Raw genomic sequence first — 15102 nt, 5'->3', positions numbered from 1 at the left:
GAGATGTTGTTAGAATTTACCAAAATGCATGGTTTGGGCAATGACTTTATGGTGATTGATCTCATTAGCCAAAAAGCATTTTTAGATACTTTGACCATTCAGCGTTTAGCAGACCGTCATTTAGGGATTGGTTTTGATCAATTATTGATTGTAGAACCACCTGATGTACCAAGTGCAGATTTTAAATATCGAATTTTTAATGCTGATGGATCGGAAGTTGAACAATGTGGAAATGGAGTTCGTTGTTTTGCTCGCTTTGTTCATGAACGTCAATTGACTACAAAAACTAAAATTAAAGTTCAAACTAAATCAGGTATTGTAGAACCAGAGCTTGGACCAAATGGTTGGGTGAGGGTTAATATGGGCTATCCGAAGTTTCTTCCTCAAGACATTCCGTTTATTGCACAAGATGTTGAAAATCTTTATGACATTGATTTATCAAATCATGAGCAGTTAACAATTGATGTGGTGAATATGGGGAATCCTCATGCAGTGACCATTGTACCCAATGTGATTTCTGCAGATGTTGCTCGAATTGGTCCACAAGTTGAATCGCATGAGCGTTTTCCACAACGTGTGAATGTTGGTTTTATGCAAATTGTTGATGATAAACATGCGCGTTTACGTGTTTTTGAGCGAGGTGTTGGAGAAACATTGGCATGTGGTACAGGGGCATGTGCTGCTGCAGTTTCGGGAATACGTCGTGGATTATTATCAAATTCAGTAGAAATTGAATTGGCAGGTGGTCAGTTATTAATTGAGTGGCGTGAAGGAGAGGTTGTTTGGATGACTGGTCCAACAGCAACAGTTTATCACGGGCAATTAGACTTGCGTTATTTTCAAGCATAACGTTAAAAGCCCTAATAAGTTAGGGCTTTTTTTTAACCATAAAATAATAAGTATAGGAAAATAGAATGAATGATGAAGATGAAAAAGAACTTGAAAATATTTTTTTACATGCAGTACATGAGCCTGCATATCGTCCAGATTTTTTAGAAAAATTATTGACTGCAAATATTTATTGTATTCGTTATCAGCGTGTAAAAGACACCATCGAAACTCAGCTAAAAGAGGTGAGAGATGAAGATTATATTTCATTAAAAACGTGGGATGATCCAGAATATGGACATATAATTCCATTCTTTACATCATTAGAGAAATTAAGAAAAATTTCATCAGAAGATGATTTATTTATTTGCTTGCCCTGTCGCATTTTTTTTGAAATGACATTGGGATCACATCTTATTTTAAACCCTGAATCAAATGCGATTAAAGAGTTTTTCCCAGATGAAATTAAAAGTATTTTACAGGGGGATTTTGGTCAAATCGCTGAAAGTTACGAGTTAGAGACAGATGCTGAAATTTTCATTACCGAACCAGAACATTATCCAGAATTTATGGTGGAGCAATTAAAGCAATTTTTTTTATCGGAGTTACATATTGTCGCGGCCTATTTAGCAGAAATATATGACCCAGAAATAGATGAAGAACCTACGTTAATGATTGGTTTGCAATTTGATAAAATTTTATCAGATGATTATATTGAAACATTACACCGTAAAATTGGACAAGTTGCATATGCATGTTTAGAAAATAAAAAAACGATCAATTTAATACATATCGATAAACATGAAGGTGGAATCAATCGTTATTTTTATGAAGAAATAGCTCCTTTTTATATTCGTCTTCAAGAGAATAAAGATCATTTTTTTGTTAAACTCTTTTCATAATTTATTTGATCACCTATTTGAGTGATGGAGAATAGTAAAATGCAGTACACAACGATGCAATTACTGTCGATGTGGCTAAAGGAAAGAGAAATACAAAACCAATCAAAACATACAATTAGCGCCTATGAGCGTGACGTTTCTGATTTTTTAAATTATTGCGAAATGCAAAATATTGCACTGATGAGCATTGAAACTTCAGACTTGCGAAGTTATGTAGCTTATAAAGTTGAACAAAATCAATTGAGTTCAAGTAGTTTACAGCGCCTATTGTCTGCGATAAGGCAGTTTATGAAATGGGCGGAACAGGGACAATATTTATTATTTAATCCAACCGATGATTTTCAATTAAAACGGCAGCCGCGACCATTGCCGGGAATGATTGATATTGAAACGGTCAACCAAATTTTGGATCAGGCAGAACCAGAATTAGAAAATCAGAAACAATATTGGATTAGGGATAAAGCAATTTTAGAGTTACTTTATTCAAGTGGCTTACGGTTATCTGAAGTGCAAGGATTAAGAATTAAAGATATTGACTTCAAACGTCAATTACTCAGAATTACTGGTAAAGGAAATAAAACGAGAATCATTCCATTTGGTACAAAAGCAAAAGATGCAGTGATGGCATGGTTAGCAATTTACCCACAATGGCAAGGTGATTTTGTTGCAGATTCACAAGTTTTTATTACGCAAAAAGGTAATCCCTTGGGTGTGCGTCAAATTGAAAATCGAGTTAAGTTTCAAGCACAAAGAGCTGGAGTTGGCGTAGATTTACATCCCCATTTATTACGACATTGCTTTGCAAGCCATATGTTGTCAACTAGTCGTGATTTAAGAGTTGTGCAAGAAATGTTAGGGCACAGTAACTTAACGACTACTCAAATTTATACACATATTGATTTTGAACATTTAGCTAATGTATATGATCAAGCTCATCCAAGAGCAAATAAGCTTGAATAGAAAGAATGGTTAAAGACTAAAAGATGGTGTTCAGTTTAAGTAAAGTAAACTAATATTAAAAAGCGTCTTTTGAACTAATGTAGAATAAAATGATGGTCAATTTTCATGTATAAATGAAGAGATCAACTTAAAGTAAAGAAGATGATGCGTACAACGAGAAGATATTGTTTGAGATTACGGTACTGTAATCTTTAAAGATAAATTGAAAATAAGGTTAAAAAATGATTTCAAATATACAGCAAAAATATGACCAACTGACGCAAGCACAAAAAGATATTTTTGCAGGTTATGGACTTAGACAAGTAAAGCATTTTGTAGAAGTTAATCTTCCGACAATCACAGCAATTCTTCCTGATGGCGCTCATGTACAAGGAATTAATGCTGAAGGAAAATTACAAGCATTAAACTCAAAGAGCCGTAAAACTTATATTTGGATTTCTGATAAACAATGGCAAGAAAAACCTGCTTCGATACATCACATCGATTCAAAAGAAGATTTTCTAAAAGTGTGGGAAGTTTTTAATTTACAGAATCATGACTTAATTGATTTAAGCCATGTTCATCGTGATTTTTTAGAAAGTCAGACAGCGTAATTAAATCATCTATTAATTTATAGATAGGGCTGCTTTTATCTAAATTGGATGGATGAAAAGCCAAAGCATTGAAGTAGCCTATATTTTAACTATCAAAAATGATTTATAACAGGTCAAGCGGTAACTGAAAACTTTGTTTAATAATTTGGCTAGGTAAATCAGTTTTTACACTCGTAATACCATTTTTTTTGGTTAAATGGCTGGATTGAAATTTACGATAACTTTCTAAGTCTGGCACGACAACTTTAAGCATTGCATCGCATTCTCCTAAAATAATATAGCACTCCATGACTTGTGGAAGTTCTTTCATGGCTTCAATAAATGTATCAATGGTTTCTGCATCTTGGCCAATTAGCCAGATTCGTGAAAATAAAATCAATTGAAGGCCGATCTTTTGAGGATCAACGACAGTTGTATAATTTTGAATCACATTTGCTTCTTCTAATAATTTAACACGCCTCAAACATGATGACGGTGATAGCCCAATAATTTTAGCCAAGTCATTATTTTGAATACGACCATTACTTTGTAAGGTACGAATAATATTTTTATCAATTCGGTCTAACTTTACTGAAATAGATTTTGAAATAATCTTCATAATATAGAATTTAATTCTAAAAATAATAATTAAACTAGAATATTTGAAATCCTATTTTAAGTAAATTAGAAGATACTATTTTTGCTTCTTTCATACAGCAAGGAAACGAAAATGTCTGTATTTGTACTCTTCGCACTCACGGTGATTCCACTTATTTTAACACCAGGGCCAGATATGCTTTTTATTCTGTCTCAAGTGATGGGTAAGAATGCAAAAGCAGGTGTTATGGCAACCATAGGCGTATGTTTAGGTTATTTAATTCATTCAGTTTTAGTTGCTGTGGGTATCGCGGCGATTATTGTTTCATTTCCTATTTTGTTTGAAACCATTAAGTGGTTAGGTATTGCGTATTTGTTGTATTTAGCATTTGGTTTGTTTAAGTCAGTTTTGGGTAAAAAAACGATAAAAATTGAAGATCAAACAGCCGTCAATCCTGTGAGAAAAGGCTTTTTTACGGCTTTGTTAAATCCAAAAGGAATGTTGATTTATTTTGCGGTATTACCTCAATTTATAGATAAATCAGGGAATACAGTTAAACAAGGTCTTATCTTATCTTTTATATTTATTGGATTGTGTTTAGTTTTTTATAGTGTGCTCAGTATTTTATTTGCTCAGTTATCAAAGCGTGCGCATATAGATGAACGTCGTCAAAAATGGATAGATGGTTCTTCAGGTGGATTGCTGGCATTGGCAGCAAGTTGGCTCATTATTCAATAAAACAATGCAAGCTGGGGTGAATTAAAATCACTCCTTTTTATTGATGATTTATCTCATGGTTTAAAGGCTAATTTTTATATCAATATTGGTCATAAAATGTAAGGAAACGTATTTAATATGGAATCTTTATTTCTCTAGAATGACAAATTCAGTTGCATCATCTTGATCTTATTTAAGATCTATCTATAAAGGGTAACCGAGATAAATGATTTATAAATAAGTTCTTTTGATTTATTAAATAAAATAAAAAAATAATAAAAATCAATTATTAAATATGGTTAAAAAAAAATCTAAAATTGAATGTATTTTGTCAATATTAAATAAAGTGAACGTATAGTTCAGCTATTTTATGTTTTTTTATAGTGCTTTAAGTAATTGTGACTTGACCGAAATGCCATCTACATTGCAAGATAAGGCACCTAAAAAATTTTAAGTGAAGAGTTAGTATAATTCTTCTCCATATTTAATTTGCTAAAACAGCCGAGGATTACATGAAGGCTCTTGTTGCTGTAAAACGTGTGGTTGATGCCAACGTTAAAGTTCGCGTTAAACCGGACAATAGTGGGGTAGACCTGACTAACGTTAAAATGTCAATTAACCCATTCTGTGAAATCGCAGTGGAAGAAGCGGTTCGCTTAAAAGAAAAAGGAACTGTTTCAGAAATCGTTGTGGTTTCTATTGGTCCTAAAGAAGCTCAAGAACAAATTCGTTCAGCGATGGCACTGGGCGCAGATCGCGGTATTTTAGTTGAAGCTGATGAAAGTCAGTTAGGTGCTTTAGAAGTTGCTAAAATTTTAAAGGGCATCGTTGAATCGGAACAACCTCAGTTGATTCTTCTGGGTAAACAAGCCATTGATGAAGATTCAAACCAAGTGGGGCAAATGTTAGGTGCATTACTTGGCGCAGGTCAAGGTACGTTTGCTTCTGAAGTGAAAGTGGATGGTGATAAAGTTCAAGTAACACGTGAAATTGATGGCGGTTTACAAACAGTTGAACTTACTTTGCCTGCAATTATTACCACAGATTTACGTTTAAATGAACCACGCTATGCGGCGCTTCCAAATATTATGAAAGCACGTAAAAAGCCACTTGATAATAAAACTCCTGCAGACTATGGCGTTACTACTGCTACTCAACTTAAAACTGTAAAAGTTGAGCCACCTGCAGAGCGTAAAGCAGGCGTACAAGTAAAATCTGTAGATGAGCTTGTTGACAAGTTAAAAAATGAAGCAAAAGTGATCTAATACGGAAGGATAAAATCATGAGTATTTTAGTTATCGCTGAGCACGACAATAAAGCACTAAATGGTGCAACTTTAAATGTTATCGCTGCAGCTCAAAAAATTGGTGGTGATATCACTGTATTAGTTGCTGGTTCTGGTGCACAAGCGGTTGCAGATCAAGCAGCGAAAGTTGCAGGTGTAAGTAAAGTATTGCTTGCTGACGATGCATTATATGCAAATCAATTGGCTGAAAATGTAGCTAAATTAATTGCAGAAGCGGGTAAAGGTTATAGTCACATCCTTGCTGCATCGACAACAACAGGTAAAAATATTTTACCACGTGCAGCTGCATTATTAGATGTAAGTATGATTACGGACATTATTGCAGTTGAAGGTGCTAAAACTTTCAAACGCCCTATTTATGCAGGTAATGCGATTGCAACTGTAGAGTCTGGTGAAGCAATTGTTGTGGGTACTGTTCGTGGTACTGCATTTGATGCTGTTGCTGCTGAAGGTGGTTCTGCAACTGTTGAAGCTCTTGCTGCCGCAGGCGATGCAGGTGTATCTAAATTTGTTTCAGAAGAAATCGTAAAAACTGAACGTCCAGAATTAACAGCAGCGCGTATTGTTGTTTCTGGTGGGCGTGGTGTTGCATCTGGTGAAAATTACCATAAAGTACTTGATCCATTGGCAGATAAGCTGGGTGCTGCACAAGGTGCATCACGTGCTGCGGTAGATGCTGGCTTTGTACCAAATGATATGCAAGTAGGTCAAACAGGTAAAATTGTTGCACCAGACTTATATATTGCGGTAGGTATTTCAGGTGCAATTCAACACTTGGCAGGGATGAAGGATTCTAAAGTCATCGTTGCGATTAATAAAGATGAAGAAGCACCAATTAATGCGGTTGCAGATTACTGGCTCGTAGGTGATTTAAATACTGTCGTTCCAGAATTAGTGTCTAAGCTTTAATTCTTGTAGATAAAAAAGGCACTCATATTGAGTGCTTTTTTTATTGAAAAGCATACTAGGTTAAGATGAGTTTTTAATTAATATCTAAATATTGGTATTTTATGAGAAAATACATGAACGTTGTAAATATAAAAATCAAAAATACTAAAAAATATCGTCTCGGTTTTATTTAAAATTCGTATAAAAAATCATGATGCTAGCTTTGATTCAACAGCACAAATTCAGTCTTATTTGTGCTATACTTACCGACTGTGTTTTTGATTTTAGTTCTGACAAATTGAAGAACTTTTTCACTGATTTTACGATATAAAATGCGGGCAGAATTCTGCTTGTATAACAAGGAGTATGCATGAGCGTATCGGAAATTAGACCGATTGCCATTGAAGATGAACTCAAGCATTCGTATCTCGATTATGCAATGAGCGTGATCGTATCACGTGCTTTGCCAGATGTTCGAGATGGTCTCAAACCAGTTCATCGTCGTGTGCTTTTCGCAATGCACGAATTGGGCAATGACTATAATAAAGCGTACAAAAAGTCAGCTCGTGTAGTTGGTGACGTGATCGGTAAATATCACCCACATGGTGATTCAGCTGTCTACGAAACCATTGTTCGTATGGCACAAGATTTTAGTTTGCGTTATCAATTGGTTGACGGTCAAGGTAACTTCGGTTCTGTTGATGGCGATAGTGCAGCAGCAATGCGTTATACCGAAGTCCGTATGCGCAAAGTTACCCATGAAATTCTTGCAGACTTAGAAAAAGATACGGTTGAGTGGGAAGATAACTACGACGGTTCTGAACGCATTCCAAAGGTAATGCCAACTCGTGTACCTAATTTGTTGATTAATGGGGTAACAGGGATTGCTGTCGGTATGGCGACCAATATGGCGCCTCATAACATGACCGAAGTGGTGAATGCATGTTTGGCTTATGCAGAAAATCCGCAAATTTCAATTGAAGGATTAATGGAACATATTTCTGGTCCAGATTTCCCAACAGGCGGAATTATTTACGGTAAGTCAGGTATTGTAGATGCGTATCGCACAGGAAAAGGTCGCCTTCATATTCGTGGTAAATATCATTTTGAAGAAGATCAAAAAACAGGGCGTACGACCATTGTATTTACTGAAATTCCATATCAAGTTAATAAAGCAAAAACGATTGAACGTATTGCAGAGTTAGTCAAAGAGAAAAAGCTTGAAGGTATTTCAGAATTACGGGATGAGTCTGATAAAGATGGAATGCGTATTGCAATTGACTTAAAGCGTGGAGAAAATGCTGAAGTTATTGTGAATAACTTGTTTATGAATACGCAATTGGAAAATTCTTTTAGCATTAATATGGTTTGCCTCGATAATGGTCAACCTAAGTTAATGAACTTAAAAGATATCATTGCTGCATTTATACGTCATCGTCAAGAAGTTGTTACACGTCGTACGATGTATGAACTACGTAAAGCACGTGAACGTGGTCATATTTTAGAAGGCTTGACAGTCGCTCTGGCTAATATTGACACGATTATTGAAACCATTAAAACTTCAGCGAATCCAGCAGAAGCGCGTGAGCGTTTACAGGCGGGTGAGTGGGCTGCTGGAAGTGTTGCCGCTTTACTTGAAAAAGCTGGCTCAGTTTCAGTCCGCCCTGATGAAATTGAAGGTGAAGATTTAAGTCGTCCTTTTGGTATTGATGGTGACATTTATCGTCTTTCTCCAACGCAAGTTGCTGCAATTCTTGAATTACGTTTGCATCGTTTAACAGGTCTTGAACAAGATAAGTTACATGCTGAATATACAGATATCTTAGGTCAAATTGCTGAATATACAGCAATTTTAAATGACTTTAATTTATTGATGAACGTTATTAAAGAAGAACTTGCATTAATTTTGCAACAATATGGCGATGCGCGTAAAACTGAAATTATTGAATCTCGTGTTGATTTTTCACGTGAGGATTTAATTCCTGAAGAGCAAGTGGTATTCACTGTTTCAAATTCAGGTTATGCAAAAACTCAACCGCTTTCAGATTATGCGGCGCAGCGTCGTGGTGGTCGTGGTAAATCTGCGACATCAATGAAAGAAGATGATTATATTCAGCATTTAATTGTCACTTCAAATCATGCTACGGTACTTTGCTTTACGAACGTTGGTAAGGTCTATCGCTTAAGAGTTTTTGAAGTACCGCAAGCATCACGTGGCTCCAAAGGTCGTCCGATGGTAAATTTATTGCCATTAGATGCGAATGAATCGATTACAGCGATTCTGCCTGTCATTGATGTACCGAAGAAATTCAAAGAACGTATTGTTGAATTTAAAGAATATGTTCGAGCACATTTAACGCAATTACAAGAAAATGATATTTTTGTTGCACATTATGATGCACTTAAAGCATCGTTTGATGAGTTAGATGAACAAGCAGATGAATTGACGGATGCTTTACGTAAGCAGTTAAAAGCGTTGGCTGTTGATTTTGCAACGACAGATTTTGAAGATGAAGTTATTGCTGAATTCGCAAACCTTGCTGAAAAAGTTCGTAAAAACTTTTATGCCTTTATGGCAACAGCGTACGGCACAATTAAACGTGTTGAATTAGAACAATTTAGTAATGTTCGTTCAAATGGTTTACGTGCAATCGAACTCAATGGTGATGATACCTTAATTGGCGTTGCAATTACGGATGGGGAACAGCAAATTATGTTGTTCTCTAATGAAGGTAAAGCAATTCGTTTCGCTGAAACCGATGTTCGTGCGATGGGACGTTCTGCGAAAGGTGTACGCGGTATGCGTGTAACTATTGGTGCAACACAAGTTGAAGATGCGGATGAAGTTGATGTAGATTCAGATGATGAAGATTCAACTGAAACCAATTTTGTCAGCCGTATTGTGTCATTGGTGGTGGTACCAGAAACAGGTGAAGTATTATGTGCTTCAGCGCATGGTTATGGTAAACGGACACCAGTCGATGATTTCCCAACGAAAAAACGTGGTGGTAAAGGTGTAATTGCACTGAAAACCTCTGAACGTAATGGTGAGTTAGTTGGTGCAGTTGCAATTGATGCGTCTAAAGAGTTGATGTTAATTTCTAATGGCGGTACTTTGGTACGTACTCGTGCATCTGAGATTGCACAAACAGGTCGAAATGCTCAAGGTGTACGCCTCATTCGTTTAGGTAATGACGAATTACTTGTTGGCGTTGAAGCGATTGAAGCTGTAGAAGATGAGGAAGAAATTCTAGCCTCTGTTGAAACTTCAGAGAACCCTGTAGATGATGACATCATGATTGCTGAACCTGAAAGTGAATCAGCGTCAAAACCATCTGAGGATGATGATTAAGTTCTCATTTTAAAAAAGGGCGCTAAGGCGTCCTTTTTTAACTTTTCAATATAAATGAATAGGGTAATAATCATGAAAATAAAGTTAGTTGCATTAAGTACTGTTATATTTTTAGCATCTTGTGATCAAATAGGAAAAAACGCATTAAATTCTGTGCCAGATCCAAGTGTAGAACAAGAACAGGTTGCACAAACAGCATATGATCATTTACGCCATTCAGAATTTGAGTTATTAACAGAGAATTTTGCGCCTGAATTAAAAGTGAAGTTTAATGAAAATGGGAAAGAACTGAAAAAATTTGCACGTGCATTGCCGAAAGAAAATTATAAATCTAAGAAAATTGTTGCAAAGCATTTTGAAGAAGGGAAAAGTCAACCAAGTCAATATAAGGTAAGTTATGAATATGCTTACCCAAAAAATTTGGTTCAGTATGATGTTAGTTTTGATCAAGCAGGCGGAAGTACTAAAATTCAAGATATTAATGTACAAATTTTTGGTGAGTAATCAGTATGATATTTTACTCAAATATTTTTAAAGGATTGAAGGTTGAATCCCTACATTGATTTATGCAGGGATCCAGTTGATATTAAGAAACAGAATCATCTAAATTAGGTGCTAACCAACGTTTGGCTTCATCTAATGTCCAGTTTTTACGTTTAGCATAATCTTCAAGCTGATCTTGCGCTATTTTCCCGACATTAAAATATTCACTTTGTGGCAAGCTATAGTAAAATCCACTGACACTAGAAGGTGGCCACATTGCAAAACTGGTTGTTAGTTGTGTTCCAATTTTATTGGTAGAATCTAACCAATCAAATAATACCGCTTTTTCCGAATGTTCAGGACAAGCTGGGTAACCAGGTGCAGGGCGAATGCCAACATATTTTTCTTTGATTAAATCTTCATTTGAAAGTTCTTCATGCGCTTGATAGCCCCAAAACTCTTTACGAACTCTTTCATGTAAATGTTCAGCAAACGCTTCAGCAAAACGATCACCTAATGATTGAACTAAAATAGCTGAATAATCATCGCCTTTTGCTTTAAATTCATGTGCCATTTCCTCAGCACCGAAAATAGAAACAGTGAAACCACCTAAATAATCGGTATGTTGAGCAGATGGACTAATAAAATCAGCTAAAGATAAATTAGGTTTACCCGTTACTTTATCTGATTGTTGTCTTACATGTTCAAAGTTATGGGTGATATGACCTTGATCATTATAAATACTAACCGTATCTGCACCTGTGCGCTGAGCTGGTTGAATGGAAAAAACTGCGCGTGCATCGAAACGCTTATTGGTAATAATATCTTCTAGTATAGTTTGAGCTTGATGATATAAATCTGTTGCAGCTTCACCAACGACACTATCTTGTAAAATCTTAGGAAACTTTCCTGCCAAACTCCAAGAAATAAAGAATGGAGTCCAGTCGAAATATTCAACCAATATCTCGAGTGGATAATTGGTGATGACATGTGAGCCAATTAAATTTGGTTTTGGTGGAATATAAGTATTCCAATCTATTTTAAAACCATTTTCAATGGATTCTACATAAGAGAGTTTTGCCGCTTTAGGTTGTTTATTGGCAATACGCTCACGAATTTTTGCATATTCAGCACGATGTTCTTCAATAAAAGTACCACGCATTTCTTTAGACAGTAAAGTCGTTGCAACACCAACAGCACGAGACGCATCAGCCACATAAATGACGGCATCATTTTGATATTGTGGCTCAATTTTAACCGCTGTATGGGCTTTAGAAGTTGTTGCACCGCCAATAAGTAAGGGAATATTAAAACCTTTGCGCTGCATTTCTTTGGCAACAAATACCATTTCATCTAGACTTGGTGTAATGAGTCCAGATAATCCAATAATATCGCATTTTTCATCAATTGCTGTTTGTAGAATTTTTTCAGCAGGCACCATAACGCCTAAATCGACAATATCATAACCATTACATCCGAGAACAACCCCCACAATATTTTTACCAATATCATGAACATCGCCCTTGACTGTTGCCATCAGAATACGACCTTTAGACTCACTTGCTCCTTTTTCTGCTTCGATGTACGGGTTAAGCCATGCAACTGCTTGTTTCATCACACGGGCAGATTTTACCACTTGAGGAAGGAACATTTTTCCTGAACCAAATAAGTCTCCTACGACGTTCATTCCATCCATGAGCGCACCTTCAATCACGTCAAGAGGGCGTTTGGATTTTAAACGAGCTTCTTCTGTATCTTGATCAATAAAGGTCGTAATCCCTTTAACGAGTGCATATTCAAGACGTTTTTCGACAGATTCATTACGCCACTCTAAATTTTCTACGGTTTTTTGCGCAGAACTTTGACCACGATATTGTTCGGCAACTTCGAGTAATTTTTCAGTAGCATCTTGACCGCTTGAACCTTGATTTAAGTTTAAAATGACATCTTCGACAGCATTTTTAAGTTCAGTTGGAATATCATCATAAATTGCCATTTGACCTGCATTGACGATACCCATGGTCATGCCTTGTTGAATAGCATGGTATAAAAAGACCGAATGAATTGCTTCACGAACGGGTTCATTCCCGCGGAAAGAGAAAGATACGTTAGAAACACCTCCTGAAATCATGGCATGGGGTAGGTTTTGCTTAATCCAGCCTGTAGCTTCAATAAAATCGACAGCGTAGTTATTATGTTCTTCAATGCCCGTTGCAACTGCAAAAACGTTCGGGTCAAAAATAATATCTTCAGCAGGATAACCTACGTCATTGACTAAAATTTCATAAGAGCGCTGACAAATTTCGCGTTTACGTGCGGCAGTATCTGCCTGTCCAACCTCATCAAATGCCATGACAATAATAGCAGCGCCATATTGACGACATAAGTGAGCTTTTGCAACAAATTCGTCATAACCTTCTTTTAATGAAATGGAGTTAACAATAGATTTACCCTGTACGCATTTCAATCCTGCTTCAATGATTTCCCATTTTGATGAGTCAATCATGATGGGCACTTTTGAAATTTCAGGTTCAGATGCAATCAGATTAAGAAAATGGACCATCGCATTTTGCGAATCGAGCATTCCTTCATCCATATTAATATCAATGACTTGAGCACCAGACTCAACCTGCTGCTGGGCAACTTCTAAGGCTTCTGAAAATTTTTCTTCACGAATTAATCGTAAGAATTTTTTTGAACCTGTGACGTTCGTACGCTCACCAACGTTGACAAATAAAGAATCTGAATAAATATTGAAAGATTCAAGTCCACTTAAACGACAAGCAGGAATAGTTTCTGGAACTGATCGTGGTGCAATATCTTTAACGGCTTCATAAATGGCACGAATATGATCAGGTGTTGTACCACAACATCCACCAGTGATATTAATCAAACCACTTTCTGCAAATTCTTTAATCAATGCAGCAGTTTGTTCAGGCGTTTCATCATATTCACCAAAAGCATTCGGTAAACCCGCATTGGGATGTGCTGAAACGAATGTGTCGGCAATATCTGCAATGGTTTTAATATGTGGGCGCATTGCATCTGCACCCAAAGCGCAGTTAAAACCAATGGAAAGTAAATCACCATGACGAACAGAGTTCCAGAAAGCCTCAGCCGTTTGCCCTGTGAGCGTACGTCCAGATGCATCTGTAATTGTTCCTGAAATCATGAGGGGTAATTCACGCCCAATTTCTTTGAAGACTTCTTTTACTGCAAAAATTGCAGCTTTACAGTTTAAAGTATCAAAGACTGTTTCGATTAAGATAATATCTGATCCACCGCGAATTAATGCATGTGTAGCTTCTATATAGTTTTCTTTTAGTGCATCAAAGCTAATATTTCGAAAAGCTGGATTGTTGACATCAGGTGAAATTGAGCAAGTACGAGATGTTGGTCCAAGTACACCAGCAACAAAACGTGGTTTGTCTGGCGTTGAGTATTTTTCACATGCAGCTTTAGCAAGTCTTGCTGCTTCGTAATTAATTTCGCTGACGAATTCTTCCATGTGATAATCAGACATTGAAACTTGAGTTCCATTGAAACTATTGGTCTCAATAATGTCTGCACCAGCTTCTAAATAAGCTTCATGAATCCCTTGAATAATTTGAGGTTGAGTTAAAACCAATAAGTCATTATTGCCTTTTAAATCATATGCCCAATCAATAAAACGCTCACCACGATAGTCTGCTTCCTCTAATTTATGGCGTTGGATCATGGTCCCCATTGCACCATCAATAATGAGAATTTTCTTAGTAAGAAGCGCTTTTAGAGTGGTCAGTGTAGACATTCAAACATTCTCAGCAGGAATTAAAAACGCCTATAATTTTAGCAGATTTAGTAATTAATTTCTGTTTAGATTGCTCAATATCATGGATATAGCTGATATGAAAAATTTATAAGCCATGCCTGAGCAAGATGTTTCTCTTTTTCTTCGATAAATAAAAATATAACTGTCGCTTATTTTATTTAAGGAGAATGATTGCCCATGTCATAAAAATAATCACCAAGGATACAAGTTGCGCTGCACTGCCCATATCTTTAGCATTTTTAGAAAGCTCATGTTTTTCTAACGAAACTCGATCTACAATGGCTTCTATTGCAGAATTAAAAAGTTCTACAATAATAGAAAGCAAACAAACGATAATCATGATGGCCTGTTCTGCTGGAGAAATCCTGAAGAAAAAAGTCAGCGGAATTAAAATAATATTGAGAAAAATAATTTGACGAAAAGCAGCTTCATTTTGGAAAGCCGCCCTAAATCCAGCAAATGAATAACCTGCTGCATTTAGAATTCGTTTTAGCCCCGTTTTACCTTTAAAAGGTGAATATTGATCCATTTTAAGTATCCGAAATTGAGAGAGAATAAGCCAAATATCTTAAAATAATATTAATTGTTAAGATGTTTAAACTAAAATTGAAGTGTGAATCAAAAAGTAATAAATCGAGATTCAGACAAAAAATACAATTTTAGTTACATTGATATTTTATACTTT

Annotated in this window: 12 protein-coding genes; 9 read left to right on the top strand and 3 right to left on the bottom strand. The window is 36.1% G+C overall.

The features are described 5' to 3' along the window. Positions 1 to 3 precede the first annotated feature (3 nt). From dapF to B9T31_RS11565, 4 genes are all read left to right on the top strand, one after another. A complete protein-coding gene (dapF, locus tag B9T31_RS11580) occupies positions 4 to 849 on the top strand; it encodes a diaminopimelate epimerase (protein ID WP_086182109.1) in 846 nt (281 codons plus the stop codon). A 65-nt stretch (positions 850 to 914) separates the two neighbouring features. Beyond that, positions 915 to 1730 carry an enhanced serine sensitivity protein SseB C-terminal domain-containing protein gene (locus B9T31_RS11575; RefSeq protein ID WP_086182108.1) on the top strand — a complete coding sequence of 272 codons (816 nt, stop codon included), beginning with the start codon at positions 915 to 917 and terminating at the stop codon, positions 1728 to 1730. A 39-nt stretch (positions 1731 to 1769) separates the two neighbouring features. Next, on the top strand, positions 1770 to 2690 hold the full coding sequence (xerA, locus tag B9T31_RS11570; RefSeq protein WP_086182107.1) for a site-specific tyrosine recombinase/integron integrase: 921 nt from the start codon (positions 1770 to 1772) through the stop codon (positions 2688 to 2690). 221 nt (positions 2691 to 2911) lie between these two features. Further along, positions 2912 to 3283, top strand: coding sequence for a hypothetical protein (locus B9T31_RS11565; protein ID WP_086182106.1), 372 nt, complete (start codon positions 2912 to 2914; stop codon positions 3281 to 3283). Between the two features lie 103 nt (positions 3284 to 3386). Here the strand turns inward: B9T31_RS11565 and B9T31_RS11560 are convergent, their stop codons facing one another. Beyond that, positions 3387 to 3881, bottom strand: coding sequence for an Lrp/AsnC family transcriptional regulator (locus tag B9T31_RS11560; RefSeq protein WP_086182105.1), 495 nt, complete (start codon positions 3879 to 3881; stop codon positions 3387 to 3389). Positions 3882 to 3992: 111 nt separating this feature from the next. Here B9T31_RS11560 and B9T31_RS11555 point away from each other — a divergent pair, with 111 nt between their 5' ends. The 5 genes from B9T31_RS11555 to B9T31_RS11535 all read left to right on the top strand — a co-directional run bounded on the left by B9T31_RS11555 (position 3993) and on the right by B9T31_RS11535 (position 10627). Beyond that, positions 3993 to 4598: a LysE family translocator gene (locus B9T31_RS11555; protein ID WP_086182104.1), complete on the top strand. Its 606-nt coding sequence runs from the start codon at positions 3993 to 3995 to the stop codon at positions 4596 to 4598. Positions 4599 to 5089: 491 nt separating this feature from the next. Then, on the top strand, positions 5090 to 5842 hold the full coding sequence (locus B9T31_RS11550; protein ID WP_086182103.1) for an electron transfer flavoprotein subunit beta/FixA family protein: 753 nt from the start codon (positions 5090 to 5092) through the stop codon (positions 5840 to 5842). A gap of 17 nt (positions 5843 to 5859) precedes the next feature. Next, positions 5860 to 6792 carry an electron transfer flavoprotein subunit alpha/FixB family protein gene (locus B9T31_RS11545; RefSeq protein WP_086182102.1) on the top strand — a complete coding sequence of 311 codons (933 nt, stop codon included), beginning with the start codon at positions 5860 to 5862 and terminating at the stop codon, positions 6790 to 6792. Between the two features lie 349 nt (positions 6793 to 7141). Beyond that, positions 7142 to 10123: a DNA gyrase subunit A gene (gene gyrA, locus B9T31_RS11540; protein WP_086182101.1), complete on the top strand. Its 2982-nt coding sequence runs from the start codon at positions 7142 to 7144 to the stop codon at positions 10121 to 10123. A 72-nt stretch (positions 10124 to 10195) separates the two neighbouring features. Then, on the top strand, positions 10196 to 10627 hold the full coding sequence (locus B9T31_RS11535) for a DUF3887 domain-containing protein (protein WP_086182100.1): 432 nt from the start codon (positions 10196 to 10198) through the stop codon (positions 10625 to 10627). Positions 10628 to 10709: 82 nt separating this feature from the next. On the opposite strand, the gene metH is transcribed toward B9T31_RS11535, so the two are convergent. Both metH and B9T31_RS11525 read right to left on the bottom strand, forming a co-directional pair. After that, entirely contained in the window at positions 10710 to 14396 is a 3687-nt protein-coding gene (gene metH, locus B9T31_RS11530; RefSeq protein ID WP_086182099.1) for a methionine synthase, read from the bottom strand. A 175-nt stretch (positions 14397 to 14571) separates the two neighbouring features. Further along, the gene (locus B9T31_RS11525; protein WP_086182098.1) at positions 14572 to 14946 is read right to left on the bottom strand and encodes a diacylglycerol kinase; all 375 of its coding nucleotides are present in this window, start codon (positions 14944 to 14946) and stop codon (positions 14572 to 14574) included. Positions 14947 to 15102 lie beyond the last annotated feature (156 nt).

It is taken from the genome of Acinetobacter sp. ANC 4558 (genome assembly GCF_002135375.1).
Classification (GTDB): domain Bacteria; phylum Pseudomonadota; class Gammaproteobacteria; order Pseudomonadales; family Moraxellaceae; genus Acinetobacter.
The sequence above is the reverse complement of the archived record's forward strand: the minus strand, read 5'-3'. Positions and strand labels throughout refer to the sequence as shown.